This window comes from Bacillus sp. ISL-45 (assembly GCF_018613195.1).
Lineage (GTDB): Bacteria > Bacillota > Bacilli > Bacillales > Cytobacillaceae > Mesobacillus.
In genome coordinates this window covers 37,867-57,796 of the sequence record NZ_JAGGQQ010000021.1, presented here as the reverse complement: position 1 = coordinate 57,796, position 19,930 = coordinate 37,867, and the positions used below count along the sequence as shown (strand labels likewise).

17 protein-coding genes are annotated in these 19,930 nt (G+C 44.8%); 5 read left to right on the top strand and 12 right to left on the bottom strand.

The genetic code is table 11. The annotated features are described in order from the left end of the window. Window positions 1-228: 228 nt before the first annotated feature. Complete coding sequence (locus J7E35_RS21490; protein WP_214783925.1) at window positions 229-1,104, bottom strand: nucleotidyltransferase-like protein; 876 nt, start codon at window positions 1,102-1,104, stop codon at window positions 229-231. Window positions 1,105-1,262: 158 nt separating this feature from the next. Here J7E35_RS21490 and J7E35_RS21485 point away from each other — a divergent pair, with 158 nt between their 5' ends. Next, a complete protein-coding gene (locus tag J7E35_RS21485; RefSeq protein WP_214783922.1) occupies window positions 1,263-1,613 on the top strand; it encodes a YgzB family protein in 351 nt (116 codons plus the stop codon). A 165-nt stretch (window positions 1,614-1,778) separates the two neighbouring features. Here J7E35_RS21485 and perR read toward each other — a convergent pair whose 3' ends face one another. The 9 genes from perR to J7E35_RS21440 form a co-directional block, all read right to left on the bottom strand. Then, window positions 1,779-2,222: a peroxide-responsive transcriptional repressor PerR gene (gene perR, locus J7E35_RS21480; protein ID WP_225650525.1), complete on the bottom strand. Its 444-nt coding sequence runs from the start codon at window positions 2,220-2,222 to the stop codon at window positions 1,779-1,781. A 120-nt stretch (window positions 2,223-2,342) separates the two neighbouring features. Continuing rightward, window positions 2,343-2,894, bottom strand: a complete 552-nt coding sequence (locus J7E35_RS21475; protein WP_214783919.1) for a cob(I)yrinic acid a,c-diamide adenosyltransferase — start codon at window positions 2,892-2,894, stop codon at window positions 2,343-2,345. A 3-nt stretch (window positions 2,895-2,897) separates the two neighbouring features. Next, on the bottom strand, window positions 2,898-3,842 hold the full coding sequence (locus J7E35_RS21470; protein ID WP_214783916.1) for a D-2-hydroxyacid dehydrogenase: 945 nt from the start codon (window positions 3,840-3,842) through the stop codon (window positions 2,898-2,900). 215 nt (window positions 3,843-4,057) lie between these two features. Further along, window positions 4,058-4,921, bottom strand: coding sequence for a TetR/AcrR family transcriptional regulator (locus tag J7E35_RS21465; RefSeq protein ID WP_214783913.1), 864 nt, complete (start codon window positions 4,919-4,921; stop codon window positions 4,058-4,060). A 132-nt stretch (window positions 4,922-5,053) separates the two neighbouring features. Next, on the bottom strand, window positions 5,054-5,521 hold the full coding sequence (bcp, locus tag J7E35_RS21460) for a thioredoxin-dependent thiol peroxidase (protein ID WP_214783910.1): 468 nt from the start codon (window positions 5,519-5,521) through the stop codon (window positions 5,054-5,056). An 85-nt stretch (window positions 5,522-5,606) separates the two neighbouring features. Further along, window positions 5,607-6,014: a potassium channel family protein gene (locus J7E35_RS21455; RefSeq protein WP_214783907.1), complete on the bottom strand. Its 408-nt coding sequence runs from the start codon at window positions 6,012-6,014 to the stop codon at window positions 5,607-5,609. A gap of 393 nt (window positions 6,015-6,407) precedes the next feature. Continuing rightward, entirely contained in the window at window positions 6,408-7,193 is a 786-nt protein-coding gene (locus tag J7E35_RS21450) for an ABC transporter permease (RefSeq protein WP_214783904.1), read from the bottom strand. Between the two features lie 3 nt (window positions 7,194-7,196). Further along, complete coding sequence (locus J7E35_RS21445; RefSeq protein WP_214783901.1) at window positions 7,197-7,988, bottom strand: ABC transporter permease; 792 nt, start codon at window positions 7,986-7,988, stop codon at window positions 7,197-7,199. Continuing rightward, on the bottom strand, window positions 7,981-8,994 hold the full coding sequence (locus tag J7E35_RS21440) for an ABC transporter ATP-binding protein (protein WP_214783898.1): 1,014 nt from the start codon (window positions 8,992-8,994) through the stop codon (window positions 7,981-7,983). The genes J7E35_RS21445 and J7E35_RS21440 overlap by 8 nt, the downstream gene beginning before the upstream one ends. A 121-nt stretch (window positions 8,995-9,115) precedes the next feature. On the opposite strand from J7E35_RS21440, the gene J7E35_RS21435 reads away from it, so the two are divergent. The 4 genes from J7E35_RS21435 (at window position 9,116) to J7E35_RS21420 (ending at window position 17,567) form a co-directional block, all read left to right on the top strand. Continuing rightward, the gene (locus J7E35_RS21435; RefSeq protein WP_214783895.1) at window positions 9,116-9,856 is read left to right on the top strand and encodes a YqjF family protein; all 741 of its coding nucleotides are present in this window, start codon (window positions 9,116-9,118) and stop codon (window positions 9,854-9,856) included. A gap of 114 nt (window positions 9,857-9,970) precedes the next feature. After that, the gene (locus tag J7E35_RS21430; protein WP_214783892.1) at window positions 9,971-11,266 is read left to right on the top strand and encodes a glutamate-1-semialdehyde 2,1-aminomutase; all 1,296 of its coding nucleotides are present in this window, start codon (window positions 9,971-9,973) and stop codon (window positions 11,264-11,266) included. A 340-nt stretch (window positions 11,267-11,606) separates the two neighbouring features. Continuing rightward, window positions 11,607-16,076 (top strand): glutamate synthase-related protein, encoded by a 4,470-nt coding sequence (locus tag J7E35_RS21425; RefSeq protein WP_214783931.1) that lies wholly within the window; start codon window positions 11,607-11,609, stop codon window positions 16,074-16,076. Window positions 16,077-16,484: 408 nt separating this feature from the next. Then, on the top strand, window positions 16,485-17,567 hold the full coding sequence (locus J7E35_RS21420) for an FUSC family protein (protein ID WP_214783888.1): 1,083 nt from the start codon (window positions 16,485-16,487) through the stop codon (window positions 17,565-17,567). Window positions 17,568-17,613: 46 nt separating this feature from the next. Here the strand turns inward: J7E35_RS21420 and J7E35_RS21415 are convergent, their stop codons facing one another. Beyond that, window positions 17,614-18,513 carry an ABC transporter permease gene (locus J7E35_RS21415; protein WP_214783885.1) on the bottom strand — a complete coding sequence of 300 codons (900 nt, stop codon included), beginning with the start codon at window positions 18,511-18,513 and terminating at the stop codon, window positions 17,614-17,616. Window positions 18,514-18,531: 18 nt separating this feature from the next. Continuing rightward, window positions 18,532-19,536: an ABC transporter permease gene (locus J7E35_RS21410; protein ID WP_214783882.1), complete on the bottom strand. Its 1,005-nt coding sequence runs from the start codon at window positions 19,534-19,536 to the stop codon at window positions 18,532-18,534. Window positions 19,537-19,930: the final 394 nt, after the last annotated feature.

Here is a 19,930-nt window from a genome sequence, read left to right as displayed (position 1 = left end):
TGTTTAGTTTTCAAAGAGCAAGTTAGTTAGCATATCGCCTAGAAGCGACTTTACTAATATAACATCCGGCGTTTGTTCTGTCAATAACTTTTTAAAAAGAAATGTTATCGACCGAAAAGCACTTTAAGTTTTCAACCGTCTGCCGCGAAAATGTTTTTGCTGTGTTCCGCAGCGACGGTTATTAATATACCAAGTATTTTTTAAATGGTCAATAGGTTTTTTATTTTTTTAGGATAATTTTTCTGTAGATTGATAATATCTATGGAAAATGCCTTGGCCTTTTGTTTCGACTTTGACTACATCAAGGATTTTCTTTTCTATTAAATATTCCACAAGAATACCAAGGTCTACAGAGTAGGGTGCCAACTCAGGATGTGACATCAATTCATTGAATGACCAATGTTCATTACTCTCCATCACCTCAAGCAAATGCTGGCACCCGACCTTCGTTCTTTTATGAATCAGGAATTCACTGGCCAGGAATAATAGCTCCAGCCGCTTTTCGATGGACTCCTCACTGCAAATCAACTCTTCATATAATTTGTATATTTCCGGTTCAATCTGTTTGACCTGATGCCACACAGTGACTTCTGGATGGAACCCGTTTTCGATGACCGCTAACCTTGCCAGGTGATGCAGCGAATGGACCACATGATTATAAGCATCCAGATAGTTGAAGTTGTCAAAGAGTACTTTCCCATCAGAATACCTTCTGATTAATTTCGCAAACTCGATCCCCATCTTAATCTTTCGGCCAAAGAAAGGAAACTCCCTGAGTTCGTGTTTTAGACTGGCAATCCGTTCATTCCGGTCAAAAACGATCTTCCCGTTGTACAGCCAATCAAATATTTTTTTGTTATTTCCTATTAACAGCCAATCATTGATTTGCTTTTCTGTCACTATATGCATCGCTGCTTTTTTATCTTCATAAGAATAATGTTTTACAAAGACGGGATCATTATTTTCTTTTACTATAATAAGCAGGATAACATCAAAAGTATCAGTGGCGGCGAGGGCTTTTTGCCTCTTCTCGACCACCACTACTCCTACAGTATTAGGATGGCTTGCACGTTCTTGATAAATCGAACGAAGGATATCCTCCATAATAAACTCCTCCATTTGTTTGTTAGCATATATGTTCGACAATTATATAAGATCTCCTGCATTTTCTCTAGACAATTTTCGACATGAGTTTAGACTTTTTTATGATTATCTTGGCGTATAAGATATGATATAGTTAGATTTTAGGGAGGGAAAATTCCATGGCTAAGTATTCTAATAAAATAAATAAAATCCGCACCTTTGCGCTGAGCCTGATTTTCATTGGCTTCATCGTAATGTACGCAGGCATTTTCTTTCGGAACTCCCCATTGGTCATGACCATTTTCATGATCCTTGGATTGCTTTTCATCATTGCTAGCACTGTTGTTTATTTTTGGATTGGAATGTTATCGACTAAAACAGTCCAAGTAGTCTGCCCTAACTGTGGCAAACAGACCAAAATGCTCGGCCGTGTAGATATATGCATGTACTGCAATGAACCGTTAACTCTAGACCCATCTCTTGAGGGCAAAGAGTTTGATGAACAATACAACCGAAAGCAAAAAAAATAGAACTCGGCGGAAGCCGAGTTCTATTTATATGGCTCTTTTCGCAGCTTTGTTGCTTTCTCAATCAATAAATGCAATCTTTATTCAGAAATCCTTCGAAAAGAACCCTAGCCGGCCTGCTCAATGATCTAAAAAAAGAAACTGATAGCTTTTGCCATCAGTGTTAGTTTAATGAGCTTCCTTCGCGGAGCAATCCGGACAAGTGCCGTAAATCTCCATTCTATGGTTACCGACTTTAAAACCCGTTACATGGGAAGCCAGGTGTTCAACCTCGTCAAGTCCTGGGTAATGGAAGTCGACGATCTTCCCGCATTTGTCACAAATAACGTGATAATGATGGGAAGTCACAAAGTCAAAACGACTTGAAGCATCTCCATATGTCAGTTCCTTTACCAATCCAACTTCACGGAATACTCTCAAATTGTTATAAACTGTCGCTACGCTCATGTTCGGGAATTTTCCTTCAAGCGCTTTATATATCTCATCAGCTGTAGGGTGCGACATTGAGTTTATTAAAAATTCGAGTATCGCATGACGTTGCGGAGTAATACGGACTCCTGTATCCTTCAAGGTATCCAGGGCTTCTTTTAACTGACTCTGTACCACCGCCATGCACCTCACTTTACTTTAGATTATAATTCTTATTTTATAATATTTATAAATAGTGTACTAATTTCATTCCACTTTTGTCAATATTGCTACTTCACAAACATACACAAATGCTGCAGTTGTTTAATCCTGGTGCAAAGTTTGTTCCTTTGACCCCAGATGCATGTTCACATATCTCGCTGCAACAAACAGGAAGTCAGAGAGTCGATTTAAATAGGAGAGGACAAGCGGGTTAACCTCTTCGCCCAGTTCAACAGCCTGTCGTTCTGCCCTTCTTGCTACAGTCCTTGCTACATGCAAAGCCGCTCCGGCCTGATGTCCTCCAGGGAGAATAAAGTTCGACAATTGCGGAAGAGCTGCATCCCAGGCATCAATCTTCGCCTCTAGCTCTTTGATGTCTTTTTCCTCAAGAGTCCACTTTACATTTTTCCCTGAAGGTGTAGCAAGTTCAGCACCGACATGGAACAATGCTGTCTGGATTTTATGGAATATTTCCTGCATATCTTCTTTGCCGCTGAAATATTCACCGTTCAAATAACTTAAAGCCAGCCCAATCATTGAATTCGTTTCATCACATGTACCATAAGCTTCTACACGTTTATCATTCTTAGCTACCCTTGTTCCATAAATAAGGGACGTTGTTCCCTTGTCCCCAGTCTTCGTATAAATCTTCATCCCCTAGTACCCCCTGTCCATGTCAATTACATTGAAATAATCCGATCCATTTTTAATATATGTATGCAGATTATGTTTAAAAATTTCAAAAGAGCGTGGCAGATAATTTTTCGTAAGACTTGAAATATGCGGCGTTACCGTTACATTATCCATCGTCCAGAATGGGTGGCTTTCTTCCAGCGGTTCTTCATAAAATACATCCAAGTACGCGTGTGCTATCTTATTTTCCTGAAGCGAAGCAATTAAAACCTCATCCGTGACCAAATCACCGCGGCCAATATTGATGAACACCGCTGTTTCCTTCATCATGTCAAAATCGCTGAGATCCAGAAAATGCTTTGTTTCGCTTGTGCTTGGCAATACTGAGACAATGAAATCTGCTTGAGGCAAGGCCCCTCGATAGTTTTCCATCGTGAATATTTCGTCAGCCCATTCGGCTTCACGCCCACTCCGATTCACACCAATTGTTTTCATATTAAAAGCTTTCGCCAGTCTCGCCACTTCTCCGCCAATAGCACCTATACCTAGAATGAGCAATGTCTTGCCGTATAATTCTCCCATCGGCAATTTCCGCTCCCATGTCCTGGTCTGTTCATTTGCCAAAAGGGATTTCATTTGCTTTACATGCTGCAGCATCATGCCAATTGTAAATTCAGCCATCGGGATTTTATGGATCCCCCTGACATTAGTAACCAAAATCCCGCGCTTTTTGCAGGCCGCGAATGGCATCCGATCCAGTCCGGCTGACATGACCATGATCCATTTCAATTTGTCTGCCTTGTATATAAGTTCTTCAGTTAAATCCTCACCGTATGTAAGACAGATTTCAGCTTCCAAAAATAGATCTTCCTTTATCCCTTTCTGAAACTCAAAGCTGACTTGCGGAAATTCCTTTTTCACATCATCCTGCAAAGCCTCAGCAGGCAGAATAGAGGAGTAAATTTTCATATAGACCAAACCCTTCGTTCTATTGTCATATAAATAATTGTATTAATTTTCACTCTATTAAACAACTTACAAGCATTTAGTTACAATAAAAAAAAGGCGGGCTATTGTAGCCCGCTAAATCGTTTGAGGAGGTATGCCCTAATACAATGATATTCAGTTAGAGCTAAAATGAATGGACAGAAGCCTGTATTGATAAAAATAGGCGGTTAATTTTATCATTTCAGACCATAAAACTCTGCAATGGCCTCCCGGTAGGCATCCAGCGATTGTTCATCCTTGAAGTTTGATAACATCCCCTGGATCACTGGAATACGCGGCGATTCCCTTTCCACTTCACTTTCAAGCACTTCCAGTGAAACATTCAAATCTTCGGTATTTTCCAGATTGGAGATCGTATGTTTCATTTTTTTGAGGATCGTTTTAATACCCTGGGCATCCGCCAGGAAGAACGCCTTTGTTTTATTTATAAGTTCCTGGACTTTTTCTTCGGAGGCTACCGGTTCCTCTCCTTCCAGGCCATCCACTAATGAATCGACTCTTCTTAGTAAATATTCCACTAATTCATCAATCCTGAAGCCCTCAGGATTAAAAATCAGCAGCTTCACATATGAGTTAAAGAACCCTTCTAGCATGAGAGCCAAATCCCAAAGATGCGGTTCAGCTTTGGGTCCATATATAGCACGAAGGCTTCTTTGATAATACATTTGGGCTTCATAATACTTGCGGATCATCAAGTCCTTTACCTCTTCATTCAGCGGAATTGCCTGTTCCCTAGATTGCATGATGATGAACTCTTTATGCTCAAGCATTGTATTGAATAACGCAGCCAGCTGTAATGAAAACTTTTCCCTAGGAGGCAGCTGCTTTTGCTCATACGCTTCAAGCTTCCTTTGTATATAATCAAAATAATATTCAAGAATCGCGATCAACAAAGCATCCTTTGACTTAAAGTATAAATAGAATGCTCCCTTGGAGATCCCGCTTTCCGAAACAATTTCCTGGATCGAAGTGGATGCAAATCCTTTAGTCGCATAAAGCTTGATCGCTGCTTCGATGATTGCTTTTTCCTTTTCCTTCACTCTTAAAGCCTCCCCAACTTAAAAAAATAAGAATGACTGACTGGTCATAGTTTTTTATTATCATACCCTATTATAGCTTATAGATTTAGCCAAATCAGCAAAAAGACAGCCTTTCTCCCGGCTGTCCTTTGATTAAAGATTTTCTTTTATATATTCAAGGGCCTCCTCAACATGGCCTTTCACTTTTACTTTTCTCCATTTCTTTACGAGATTGCCATTCTTATCAATGATGAAGGTTGAACGCTCAATTCCCATGTATTCCTTGCCAAAGTTCTTCTTCAGCTTCCAAACTCCATAATCCTCGGCAGTTTTGTGGTCTTCATCAGCCAAAAGCAAGAATGGCAGACCGTGCTTTTCGATGAATTTTTCATGGCGGTTGATTGGGTCGGGACTCACTCCAAGAATAACTGCGTCCACTCCTTCAAAACTCTCATGGTGATCCCTGAAATCACATGCTTCCGTTGTGCAGCCAGGAGTCATATCCTTTGGGTAAAAATAAAGGACCACATTTTTTCCTGCATAATCAGATAGCTTGACGGTTTCCCCATTGCTGGCCGGCAGTTCAAATGCCGGTGCTTTTCCTCCAAGTTCTAGTGTCATAATGTATCCCTCCAAAATTAGTTCTATTTTTATTAGCGTAACTAATTTGAGCCCGGAATACAAATAAGACAGAATTTGATGACCCTTAAGATCTTTTCTGGTCAAACACCGCCCTTGTGACAAAGGCGGCTGGAATCGTGTAGCCAATGAGTGCTTCCAAAACAGCGATTCCCCTCCCTATTCCAACCGGTGCTATATCGCCATAGCCCACGGAAAATAACGTAATAGCACTGAAGTACATACTCGTTGACATCCTTTCATATGAAGAGGTGCTCGGGCGCATGCTCACATCGGACAGCACCCAAATCCCTTTCAGGTCCAGTAAATAATACAATAGCCCAAATGCCCCCATTACCGTAGCGTAAATCAGGGCAAGTGTAACGAAATTCTCGAACGAGACCTGTTTACCTTTTATCTTGTGAGGAATAAATAATGTTCTCAGACTCAAAAATATCGCTAAAATGATTAAAATGACCGAAATGTAAAATTGCATGCGCAAGCCTCATTTCCTGCTTCTCTCCCTTCACTATACGCTGGTGAAATATCGAGTATGCAAGCAAGTCCTTCAATAATGCCGAGGGATTGTTTGATCCAGCCTCGATCAAGCTTATGGATAGTGCTATTCCTTCGCGTGGATCTTTTTCGTGTCTCCATCAAGCCTGTGGATAGCGCTTTTTCTACTGATTCCCTCTTTTCCTGTCTCCATCGGGCCCATGGATAACGTTTTTTCCTTCGAGTGGCCCCAAATGTGTCTCCATCAAGCCCATGGATAGCGCTTTCCCCACTACAAGCCCGTTTCACGTATCCATCAGCTAATAAATTCGGGTACTACCCACAAAACAAAAAACCACGGCCTACACTCGGCCGCAGCTTGATATCAAACTATTCAATTCCCGGCTCCCCGGTATCTTTTCACGCCTTCATTCCAGATGAAAACAGACAGGCTGAAAAACACAAGCCCGATCACTGGTGTCAAAAATGAGTAACCGTACCACTCATCGCGGCCCAGGAAGTAAGCTGCCGGATAGACGCCGACGAAAGCGAATGGCAAAATCCAGGTCAATACAAACCGGATTGCCTTGTTATAGATATCTACCGGGTAGCGTCCATAGTTGCCAATATTGTACATCATCGGCATGATCGAGGTCCGAGCATCTGCCCAGAAGCTGATGCAGGCAATCATAACGAATATGCCGGCGTATACAAGAACCCCGCCCAGGACGAATAAAATGAACAGGAAAGGATCTGACCAGCTCATCTCAAGACCAAGCCGGCTACCGGCATAAAACATGACAGCCAGTCCGGTTACGGCCCCGAACAATGACTCCAGCTCCATCCTTTCGAGAATGATCTGGAACAAGCTATGAATCGGTCTTGTCAGAATCCTGTCCAGCTCACCTTTTACAATATACCGTTCATTGAAATCCCAAATATTGAAAAAAGCGGAGAACAGGGCATAAGGCACAAGGAAAAAACCGTAAATAAAGATGATTTCATCCCTGCTCCAGCCGTTCAGGAATTCGGTATGATCGAATACCACCAGGATAAAAATCAGGTTGACAGCCTGGAACAATAAATCTGAAAAGATCTCAACAATCAAATCTGCCCGGTATTCGAGCCTAGTCTTCATATACTGGGCGACATATTGAAAAAACATGCTGATGTAAAACATTCGTCACCCTCCCTGTATGATCAGTTGTTTTTTAGCAACGGACCATAGAATCTGGATCGGGAGCACCAGTATTAAAACCCATGCAGTCTGGAGCAGAAGCCCTTCAACTGCCTGGCTTCCAGTAAATCCATTGGTAAAAATCATGCTTGGAATATAACTGATGCCCTGGAACGGAAGGAAGCGCATGATATCCTGTGCCCATCCAGGAAAAAAACTGATCGGCAGGAGCAATCCTGAAAACAAGTCAATCAGTACACGCTTGGCTCGGATCAGGCCTGTATTATTATATAGAAAGAAAGTGGTAATTCCCGTCAGCAGGTTCAATTGTGTGTTGATGAGAAAGCTGAGCACAATCGAAATCATGAAAAATCCCCAGGTCGCCGCATCTGCTGAAAACTCCATAGGGAAAATCAAGGAAACAATGACCATGCCTGGCACCGAGAAGAAGAACAGTCTGAATATGCCTTCGCCCAGTCCCTGCATCGTTTTCATTCCGAGATAGTTATATGGCCTGATCAACTCGACGGCAACCTTGCCTTCCTTGATTTCGGTCGCCATTTCCCGGTCGATATTGTTAAAATAAAACGCCCTTGCCATCCAGGCAACCGCCACATATGTCGTCATTTGGACGGCACTCAAGCCTTCGATTTCACTTTTCCCGCCGTAAATCGCATTCCAAAGAAAGTAGTAAGCTCCGATATTGATGCTGTAAATCAAGATCCCTGTATAATAATTGGTCCTGTACGCCAACATCATCAAAAATCGGATGCGAATCATTTCGATATATTTATCCATGCTTTGTCATCCCTTTATCATAGATATTGCGGATGATTTCTTCTGTGGAAGGCTCATTGATTTTTACATCCCTAACCTTATAGGCGGCAACTGTACGTGCGATTACCTGCGATACCGTTTCCTCATCGTCCCCTGTCACCGCAGTGAAAATCTGTTTTCTTTCATCCAGCTCCCACTTGATATCAAGGTCACCTGTCAAAGTCTCCAGACGGCTGACGTCGGCTTTTTCAAGGAACTCAAAGCTGATTTCCTTCCCTTCGCCCCACGTTTCCTTCAGGTTTTTCAACGCGCCATCATAGATGATGTTTCCTTCATCAAGCATGACGACCCGCTCACATAATGCTTCGATATCGGTAAGGTCATGAGTCGTGAGAAGGATCGTCGTATTGTACTTTTCATTGATTTCCTTCAAAAACTCTCTGATTTTTAATTTCACAAGCACATCCAAACCAATTGTCGGTTCATCAAGGAAAAGGAGCGGAGGGTTATGGATCAGCGCGGCAGCAAGCTCACAGCGCATTCTCTGGCCAAGCGACAGCTTTCTTACAGGCTTATCTAGCAACGGCTCCAGATCAAGTGTCTTGATTACATGATCCATATGCTCATTATATTGAGCGTCTGAGACTTTATAGACCTTCTTCAACAAACGGAACGATTCCTGGACAGCGATGTCCCACCAGAGCTGAGAACGCTGGCCGAATACGACCCCAATCGTCTGGACGAATCTTTCCCTTTCCTTGTGAGGATTCATGCCATTGACGATGACACTCCCTGAAGTCGGGGTCAGAATCCCGGTCAACATTTTGATGGTTGTCGATTTCCCGGCTCCATTTTCGCCGATGTAACCGACCATTTCTCCCTGTTTGACGTTAAAATTGATATCGTTCACTGCAGGAACGATTTTATAATTACGTGTAAAAAGATCACGGAAGGCTCCCGATAATCCGGAACGGCTTGAATAAGCCTTGAATTCCTTCCGCAACCCGTTCACTTCAATCGCGTTCATGAATATTTCCTCCTTTGGTCACTCAAACAGTTTAGCCAATCCTTCTGGCTAAAACAAATGCTATGCCTGATTACTCCTGGCTGTTGAAGGGTATTTTAACCACAAAAAGGAGGAGTATCAAATGGAAAAGGAATTGCTGGTCCAGAGCCACCGCCCCTATCCTTTGCCGGATATGAAATGGGTCATGACACAGGAATGGCATCACACCTTATTTGTTCACTGGCCAGTGCCTGCCGCTTCATTAAGGGAGCATGTTCCTCAAGAGCTTGAGATTGACACTTTTGATGGCAGCGCATGGATTGGAATTGTCCCTTTCCAGGTTAAGAATACCCGTGGAAGGTTTACTCCATCCATTCCGGGCGTTAGTTCTTACCTAGAGGTAAATGTGAGGACATATGTAAAATACGGCGGCAGGACTGGTGTCTATTTCTTTTTGCTGGATGCCAATCACTTACTTGCAGTTCTTGGAGCAAAGGCAGTTTTCGGCCTAAACTATAAACAAGCAAACATCAGCTTTCAGGAAAAGAACCAATTTGAGATGATTTCCAGACGTGTACAGGCTGATGGCGGAAACGCAAAAATGGAGCTGCGATATATACCAGAAACTCAGGTATTTTCCGCAAAACCAGAGACGTTGGAACATTGGCTAACAGAAAGATATTGTCTGTGGACAAAACGCAGCAGCAAACTGGTTCGTGGGGATATCCACCATACAAAATGGGAGCTTCAGCAGGCAAGTGCAGAGATCACCCAAGAGCTGCTCATTCCTTTTATCAATCAAGACCTGCTGGAACAACAACCGCTCGTTCACTATAACAAATACAAAAAGGCCTTTTTCTGGCCGCCTAAGCTCGAAAAGTAGTTCACTGCTTTCGGGCTTCTTTTTTCGCTGAAAATGAACGAAAAGTGAAACAATCTGTAAAAACGAGAAATAATGATAAAATAGAAAAGCAGTAATATAGTAGGAGGTTTTACGATGCAAAGAACGAATTCCGAGCGGATACATAGTGAAGCTCTTGAACATATCGTAGGCGGTGTCAATAGCCCATCCCGTTCGTACAAGGCGGTGGGCGGCGGAGCCCCTATCGTGATGGAGCGTGCCCAGGGAGCTTACTTCTGGGATGTGGATGGCAATCAATATATCGATTATTTAGCGGCATATGGCCCGATCATTACCGGACATGCTCACCCGCATATTACAGAAGCGATCAAAAGGGCCGCAGAAACAGGTGTCCTATACGGCACGCCGACCCCACATGAAGTCAAATTCGCCAAAATGCTTAAGGAAGCTATGCCAGCGCTTGATAAAGTCCGCTTTGTCAACTCCGGTACAGAGGCGGTTATGACAACCATCCGTGTTGCTCGAGCATATACGGGCAGGGATAAAATCATCAAATTTGCAGGCTGTTACCATGGACACTCTGACCTGGTTCTGGTTGCTGCAGGCTCCGGACCATCCACTCTTGGGACTCCAGACTCGGCGGGAGTTCCAAAGAGCATTGCCCAGGAAGTCATCACAGTGCCATTCAATGATATTGGACCTTTCAAGGAAGCTCTTGAAAAATGGGGCGACCAGATTGCAGCGGTACTTGTGGAGCCGATTGTCGGCAACTTCGGAATTGTTGAGCCTAAACCTGGCTTTTTAGAAGAAGTGAAGGAGCTTACCCATCAGGCTGGCTCGCTGATCATTTTCGATGAGGTCATCACTGCTTTCCGTTTCATGTATGGCGGAGCACAGGACTTGCTGGGTATTACGCCAGACTTGACGGCTATGGGCAAAATCATTGGCGGCGGCCTGCCAATCGGCGCTTATGGAGGACGTGCAGAAATCATGGAACAGGTGGCACCGCTTGGTCCTGCTTATCAGGCTGGTACAATGGCTGGAAATCCGGCTTCCATCCTCTCAGGCATCGCATGCCTGGAAGTATTGAAACAAGACGGTGTCTATGAGTATCTGGACCAGCTCGGTACGATGCTCGAAGAAGGAATCACTGCTTCAGCAAGCAAGCATGGCCTTCCTATCACGATTAACCGTCTGAAGGGCGCATTGACCATCTACTTTACAACTGAAAAAATCGAGAATTATGAGCAGGCAGAGAACACTGATGGCGAAATGTTTGCGCGCTTCTTCAACCTGATGCTTGAACAAGGAATCAACATTGCTCCTTCCAAATATGAGGCATGGTTCGTGACCATTGCCCATTCAAGGGAAGACATCGAGGCAACCCTTCATGCTGTTGACCAGACATTTTATTCAATGGCCAATGAATAAATATACAGTTTTTTATACATAACAGGCATCAGTTTGATGTCTGTTATTTTTATCATTCGAAATGAAAACGTTTACATTTAAAGGAGTGTTTTATTCCCATCTCCCCATTCACGAGAATCCTTCATCCAAACTAATGTATAATTAATTGATTTCTGAAAATTCTTATGATATGATTGCTATTAATATTTTAAGATTGCCATTCAAGTGGCCGCTTTAAATCCCTGCTTTAAATTCCCGTCTAAGGTTATACCCTCATGTACCAAGCTATCAAACGACAAGTTATAGATTATTTTTTCAGGAGGTGAACCGGCTTAAAGGAACCCTTTATAAGCCGATTTTTATGACAACACAATGGAACCCTTCCCAATTTAAAGACTTTTCAAGATTCGAACATGATGCATGCGGAATCGTTGCCAGCATTGAAAAGAAGAAAACCCCTACGCGCGAGAATATTTTCCACTGTATCAACGGCCTGGTCACGATGAACCACCGTGCTGGTTTTATCAATGGCGAAGGTGATGGCGTTGGCGTGCACATTGACATTCCACGCACTCTCTGGAAGGAAAAGCTTGCAGCAGCAGGTGCAGAAGCTAATGCCGTCGACAAAGAAAACTTTGTGGTCGGACATGTTTTTATCACAAGGACGGAGCAGGCAAAGGCAATTCAGGATGAGCTTGAGGCAAAGCTAGCAGAACAGAATATGGAGCTGATTTTTTCATCAGTCGAAGTCACTGATTCTGGTGCGCTCGGACCGATTGCGATTCAGGAAAACCCTGTATTCTGGCAGTTCGCTTGCCTTGCAGACCAAGCAGGTCAGGAGCTTTCCGGCAAATTGTTTGATATGATCGTAGATTTTGAGAAAAACGATCAGGTTCATGTGGCCTCCCTTAGCCAATACCATGCTGTTTATAAGGTAATGGGCGCAGGAGACATTCTTCCTAAATACTATCATGACCTGGCCAGCCCGCTGGTGGCATCCACCATGACACTTGGACACAATCGCTATTCAACTAATACTCTATCAAGCTTTTTCCGTGTCCAGCCGTTCAGCGTCCTTGGCCATAACGGTGAAATCAATACAATCGCTAGACTTCGCGATGAAGCGCGCATGGTCAATGTGCCGCTTGTAAAAGACGGAAGTGACTCACAGGATCTCAGCCGGACAATTGAAACGTTTATTTGTCGTGATGGTTATTCTTTATTTGAGGCAATGGACATGATGTTCCCGCCAATCATCAATGAAATCAAAGCTTATCCGGAACATTTGCAAGATTTATATACTTATATACGCGAAGCATGGGGCCATTTCGCCCAGGGACCTGCTGGCATCATTTCACGCTTTGCTGATGAAGCGGTATTCAGTGTAGACGCACTGGGCCTCCGCCCGCTTTGGATGGTAGACACAGAAAGCTCATACCTATTTTCATCAGAGCCGGGAATCATCCCGTCAACCGAGTATACAGGTGAACCAAAACCTCTTGCACCAGGCGAGAAGGTCGGCCTGAAATGGAATGGTGACACAATTGAAGTATTTGAAATGGAACAATTCCAGGGTGAAGTATTCAAGCGTTTTTCAGAGCGCCTTGCTTTCCAGGAAGCCCGCCATCGCCTAGGGGGCCCACAGCTTGGCAAGACGGTTACAATGACATATCCGGATAAAATCCATAACGGACAATATAAAGCATTTGGCTGGGAGCGTGACCATGTTCAGCTTGTCGAACAGATGGCTGAAAAGGGCGCAGAGCCAATCCGCTCGCTCGGACACGACGCGCCGCTTGCTGCGATGAATCCAGAACGAAAGAATATCGCAGATTTCATCAAAGAAAGTGTTGCTGTCGTAACGAATCCCGCTATAGACCGCGACCGTGAAGCTGAACATTTCTCAACACGGACTGTTCTCGGCAAGCGTCCTACCCTTTTCGGCAAATCGGAGACAGGTAAAGTCGTAGAATTGATCACGCCTCTTTTGGTAGAAGGAAAGGCGGGCTACGAGGTTTCATTGGAAACTGGCCAGCCAAGCATGGACCAGGTCATTCAGTGCTACCAGGATGATAAACTTGCAGCGTATCTCGAAACGGTCTTCCACAATGATGAAACCGTTAAAGAAGCCCTTGAAAGGCTTGCTGTTGAGGCAATTGCTGCTGTTAGGGATGGCAAAACACTGCTTGTGCTTGACGACGCAATGTCCCATCAGGAAAATGCACTGTGGCTAGATCCGCACCTTGTCGTTTCGGCGATTGATCAGGCTCTTGTAAAAGAAGGGTTGCGCCGCGACTGCTCACTCCTGCTGCGTTCTGCTTCGTTAAGATCGCTGCATGATATCATTGTTGCCCTTGGCCTTGGTGCCGATGCAGTCAGCCCGTACTATATGTTCATGACAGTGCTTGATGAGTCCGTTAAGCCGCTCGTTAACCTATATAGTGCCTTGACAAAGGGTCTTGAGAAAGTAATTTCTACTATTGGTATCCATGAATTGCGGGGATACGGACGTTTGTTCTCGGCGATTGGCCTGAATGATGAAGTAGCAGATTATTTGGTGATCGTGAACTTCTTTGGTTCCAATGAACTTGCATACAGTTTCGAAGCAATGAAAGAAGATGCATTAAAAAGAGCAGAAGATTTCCAGAATGAAAAAGAACGAATCGGCAAAACCTTCCACCTCTTCCCTCGTATCTGGAAGGCGATTGGCGAGGTTGCTTCCACAGGAGATTACAGCGTTTACCGCGAGAAAATTTCCGAGCAGGAAGACAGCAACCCGACAACCATCCGTCATTTGACTGGATTGAAGAAGGGTGATTCAGGAGTTTCACCGGAGGAAGTTGAAATTGGTGTTGGCGACCACAGCCTGCCGTTCGTCATCGCATCGATGTCATTCGGTTCACAAAATGAAATTGCTTTCCGCGCTTATGCTGAAGGTGCCGACCGTCTTAACATGGTCAGCATGAACGGCGAGGGCGGCGAAATAAAGGATATGCTTGGCAAGTACCCGCGCACTCGCGGCCAACAGGTGGCTTCAGGACGTTTCGGTGTGAATGCTGAATTACTGAACTCCTCCAACCTTCTGGAAATCAAGATTGGCCAGGGCGCAAAGCCTGGTGAAGGCGGACACCTTCCTGGTTCGAAGGTTACGGCTAAAATCGCGGAAGCAAGGAATGCCACGATTGGGTCAGATTTGATTTCACCATCAAACAACCATGATATCTATTCAATCGAAGACCTTGCGCAAATGATCCATGAGTTGAAAACAGCCAATGACCAGGCACGCGTTGCCGTTAAGGTCCCTGTTGTTCCGAATATCGGTACGATCGCAGTCGGTATCGCAAAAGCTGGTGCGGATATCATCACATTGAGCGGCTTCGATGGCGGTACTGGTGCCGCCCGTATTCACGCCCTTCAATATGTTGGGCTACCGGCAGAAATCGGCATCAAAGCCGCACACAACGCCCTGCTTGAAGCCGGATTGCGCGACAATGTCGAGCTCTGGGCTGATGGTGGTGTGAAGAGTGCTCAGGATGTCATTAAATATATGCTTCTAGGTGCAAACCGCGTCGGCTTCGGTACGCTGTCAATGCTTGCCATCGGCTGTACAACTTGCCGCGGCTGCCATCTAGATACTTGCCATGTAGGAATCGCGACACAGATCGATTCCGAGGCACAGGCGAAGGAACATGGACTGCGCCGATTTGTACCGCGCCAGTTCGACCTTGCCGTCCAGGGCATCATGAACTTGTTCACTGCTTTTGGAAATGAGCTTAAGGCCCTCGCTGCATCTGCAGGAATCAAGAATTTGCAGGAAGCAGTCGGCCGTTCAGACTTGCTTGAACAAATTAAAGGTAAAGACCTGCTTGATTTAACATATTTACTGAAGCCGCTTGAAATTGGCCAAATCACGCATCAAAAAGAAGCTGCCGCTTCCCTTGCTTCTGCACAGCTTCAAGTTGCAGCAGGCGCTGAATACCTTGATGCTGTCGATGAGGAGCTTCATCAGTCACGTGAATTCCAGGCTGTTACTGCCGAGCAGCGAGTGCTTGCAAGCAGGGTTTCCTGTCACAGGGTCCGCGGACGTCTTGACGGCTCCTACAGAAAGCTGCAGCCAGTCTCACTCCGTTACAAAGGCTCCATCCTCGGTAATGGACTTGGCGCTTACAACACAGACGGCATCAGTATAGAAATTGATGGCGGCGGCCAGGACGGAGTAGGCAAAACGTCATTCGGAGGCGCAATTTTGATCGCAAAATCTCCTGGCAAGGACGGAGGTTTCTACAACGGTTCCGTCGGAAAAGGATTTGGGTACGGGGCGCAGAAAGGCTTGCTCGTAGCACAGGGCAATGCAGATGCTCGTGCAGGAATCCGTTTATCGGGAGCCGATATGATCATCGGCGGTCAGGTGAAAAAGCCTATTCCTAAAAAAGAATTCGGGAATCTTGGAACAAACGCCAATATCAAAGGCTTTGCTTTTGAATATATGACGAACGGACGCGGACTCGTTCTCGGAGATCCGGGACCATGGATTTGTGCAGGCATGACAGGCGGTGTCGTTTATCTGAGGCACCAGCCGGAGATGGGATTGACAAAAGAAGCCATCGCCCGCCGAATCGCCAAAGGCGCGAAGGTTTCCATTGAGACCCTCTCACCAAAAGGCATCAGCGATGTGAAAGAATTGCTGGTGAACTACATCGAAATGGTCAAAAACCATGGCCAGGAAAACGAAGCTGCTGACCTCGCCCTTCTGCTGGAACATCCGGAAGATCACTTTATCCAGGTCGTTCCTGTCAAAGAGCAGGCAGACCCAGCAGTATCAACTGAATGATTGATGAAAATGGCTCCGTCACTTGGACGGAGCCATTTATTTTGGTCAGGATTAGAATAATTCTGATTCAGGAATATACAATGAACTTTCAGGAATATCCTCTTGATTTTCAGGAATATAATTTGTTTTTAAGGAATATATCTACTTGTTAAGGAATATCCTTCACTATTTCAGGAATATCCCCTCATTATTGAGTATTATTTCAGGAAATTGTGATTTTGGGAAATCCTCTCTAATCGACTTGTAACCACTTACATTAAAAAAAGGCTTATTTTTCGTAAAATTGTCGCTTGAACTTCTTGGTAATCCGTTGTATAGTACATAATTGTTTAGTTTTGAACAAAATGGTTTAAAGTATAAATTAATGAATGAGATTTTCTGTCTCTGAATGAAAGGAATCCACTTCCCATGAAACTTGGTGCCCGCATACTGAAAACGGGAATTGCCATCACACTTGCATTATTTTTATCGCATATTTTCGATCTTCCATCTCCGGTGTTTGCCGGCATTGCGGCGATTTTCGCCTTGCAGCCAACTGTATACCGCTCTTATCAATCGATTATTGAACATATCCAGGGCAATCTGATTGGGGCCGCTACCGCCGTGTTATTCGTTATGGCATTTGGCAACAGTATCTTCATTATCGGACTTGCCGCAGTACTCGTGATCACATTAAACCTTAAGCTGAGACTGGAAAATACCATTTCGCTTTCCCTTGTTACTTTGATAGCGATCATGGAGACCCCTGGTGATGATTTTATCCAGTTCGCACTGATCCGATTCTCGACAATTATGCTTGGGGTTGTATCGGCATTCATTGTGAACCTTGTGTTCCTCCCGCCAAAATATGAGAATAAGCTGTATTACAAGAGTTCTATTTTATCAGAGGAAATTACGAAGTGGATCAGGCTGAGCACGCGTCACGCCTCCGAGCATCAGCTTTTGAAGGCAGATATTGAAAAACTCCGAGAGGGTATCATCAAGCTAGATCAGCTGTATATGATGTATAAGGAAGAACGGGATTATTTTAAAAATAACCCTCTTGCTAAATCACGCAAGCTTGTCATTTACAGACAGATGATCACCACGGTTAAAAAATCGCTTGAGACGCTAAAAAGGCTTCACCGCTATGAGAATGAATTCAACCAGCTTCCTGTTGAATTCCAGGAAGTCATCCAGCATCAGCTGGATTGCCTGATCAATCATCATGAGCAGGTGATGCTAAAGTACGTCGGCAAAGTAAGACCTGAAGCATCCTATATCGAGGGTGAGGTTTGCCTGAACAAAAAGCAGCTGTTTGAATTATTTTTAGCGCAGAGAAATGAACTGGCTCAAACGAACAGCCAGATGCTGTATCATGTCATGCAGCTCGTGTCGATCATCATGGAATATGGCGAGCAGGTGGAGCATCTGGATACTCTCGTCACCAGCTTCCAGTCCTACCATAAAGATGACAGCAATGTAACGATGGATCAAAATACAGAAATTTAAAAGCAGCTGGTTTATCAGCTGCTTTTTCCTGTTGCATATCATTGCACTAACTCTTCATTCTAGGATCCAATGCATCCCTGAGTCCGTCGCCCATCAGGTTAAATCCCAATACTGTCAGCATGATTGCCAGACCTGGGAAAATCATGGTCCATGGGGCTTGGATCATATAGTCTTTCGCATCTGCCAGCATCTTTCCCCATTCCGGATTTGGCGCGTCCGCACCCAATCCGAGGAATCCAAGCGCAGCCGCCTCAATGATTGCCGTGGCAATCGCCAGCGTGCCCTGGACGATGATTGGCGCCATACTGTTCGGAAGGATATGCTGGAACAAAATCCTGCTGTCCTTCATACCTACCGCCTTGGCTGCCATGATGTATTCCTCCTCTTTTACGCTGAGTACCCTGGAACGGATCAGCCTGCCGAAGTTTGGAATATTGATAATCGCAATCGCAATCAGCGCATTCCGTAGCGAAGGTCCAAGAACCGCTACAATTGCTATAGCCAATAAGATACTTGGGAATGCCAGCATAATATCAAATGTTCTTGAAATGATTGTATCGACCCATCTGCCGTAGTATCCTGCAAGGATTCCCAGCAAACAGCCTATAACAATGGATCCCATTACGGCAAATGTTCCTACCCATAAAGAAATCCTCGCTCCATAAATAACTCTTGATAAAATGTCTCGACCAAAGTCATCCGTACCAAACCAGTGATCTGCTGAAGGAGCCTGGAGACGAACCTCCATTTTTTGCTCATTGATTCCTTCTGGTGCTATTAAAGGAGCGAAGATCGCCAGCAAAATAAAAAACAATACTATTACTGTACCTACTAGAGCCAGCTTATTTTTTTTGAAGCTATACCATGCTTCTGCCCAGGGAGACGCCACTTTTTCCTCTACCTGCACGGTTGGCGGCTGTATTTGTTTTTGAGTTGAAATCTCCATCTGCTCTCTCCCCTTCCATCAACGGTATTTGATCCGAGGATCAATTGCTGCGTACAATAAGTCAACTACCAGGTTGATCATTACAAAAATCAAGGCAATGACAAGTATTCCAGACTGGATAACCGGATAATCACGATAATTGATCGCCTCGTAGATATAGCGGCCAATTCCCGGCCAGCTGAAGATAGTTTCTGTCAGGATAGCCCCTCCAAGCAGGAGGCCTGTCTGCAAACCAATGACAGTCAATACAGGGATGACAGCATTCTTCAATGAGTGTTTATAGACAACCCAGAACATGCTCAACCCCTTAGCCCTTGCCGTTCTGATGAAATCTGACCTCATCACCTCTAGCATCGTGGAACGAGTAATTCTCGCAATGATGGCCATTGGGATGGTTGCCAGCGCCATCGCAGGCAGCACTAGATGCTTCAGGACATCGACAAACTGGTCGGTACGCCCCTGAATCAGAGTATCAATGATATAAAAGTTGGTGATTGCATCGACCGGATTCCGCACTTCTTCACGCCCGGAAGTCGGCAGGATATCAAGATTGATGGCGAACAGCCACTGTTCCATTAAACCCAGCCAGAATATCGGCATCGATACACCGATAAGCGCAAAGATCATCGCCCCGTAATCAAACCAGGAATTTTGGAACCACGCACTGATGATTCCGGCATTTACTCCAATGACAATCGCAATTAACATTGCAACAAAAGACAATTCCATCGTTGCCGCCAGATAAGGTAAGATTTCACTGCTGATCGCTGATTTCGTCCTTAAAGACTCTCCTAAATCACCCGTCAGCAGCCCTCCAAGATAAGTAAAATACTGTACATACCATGGCTGGTCAAGCCCTAGCTCTCTTGTTAAATCTGCAATTGCTTCTTTAGTGGCCAGCTGCCCGAGAATGACTTGGGCGGGATCGCCAGGTATCGCTCTGATCATAAAAAATACAATAAGTGAAAGACCCAATAGTACAGGAATTAGTGAAAAAATCCTTCTGACAGAATAGGCAAACACCTTCCCACCTCATTTCTTGATGAAAAGCGTAAGCGCCTTGGTCAGCCCCGACAAGCGCTGGAGGGCCGACCGCTGAAGTCGTTCTTTAACTTCAGTGGGCGGACCGAAATCGAAAAGTATAGCCGACTGTCCAGAAACGCAGAAACTGGAGACTCCGACAAAGAAGCGCTTTTTGCTTCTGCCGGCGGAGTTGAAGTTTCGGAGTTTCTAGGAGGCAACACTAGACAATTCGAAAAGCGGAGGCGACTGCCCAACTCCGACATGCGTTGGAGGGCCTGACAGTGAAGTCGCCCTTTGACTTCATTGGCAGGACCGAAACGTCTCGAGGAGTTAGGAGCCGCAGCTAGACAAGCGACTCGAGGGGCTAGGCGCCGGAGCTAGACATTATTCAAAT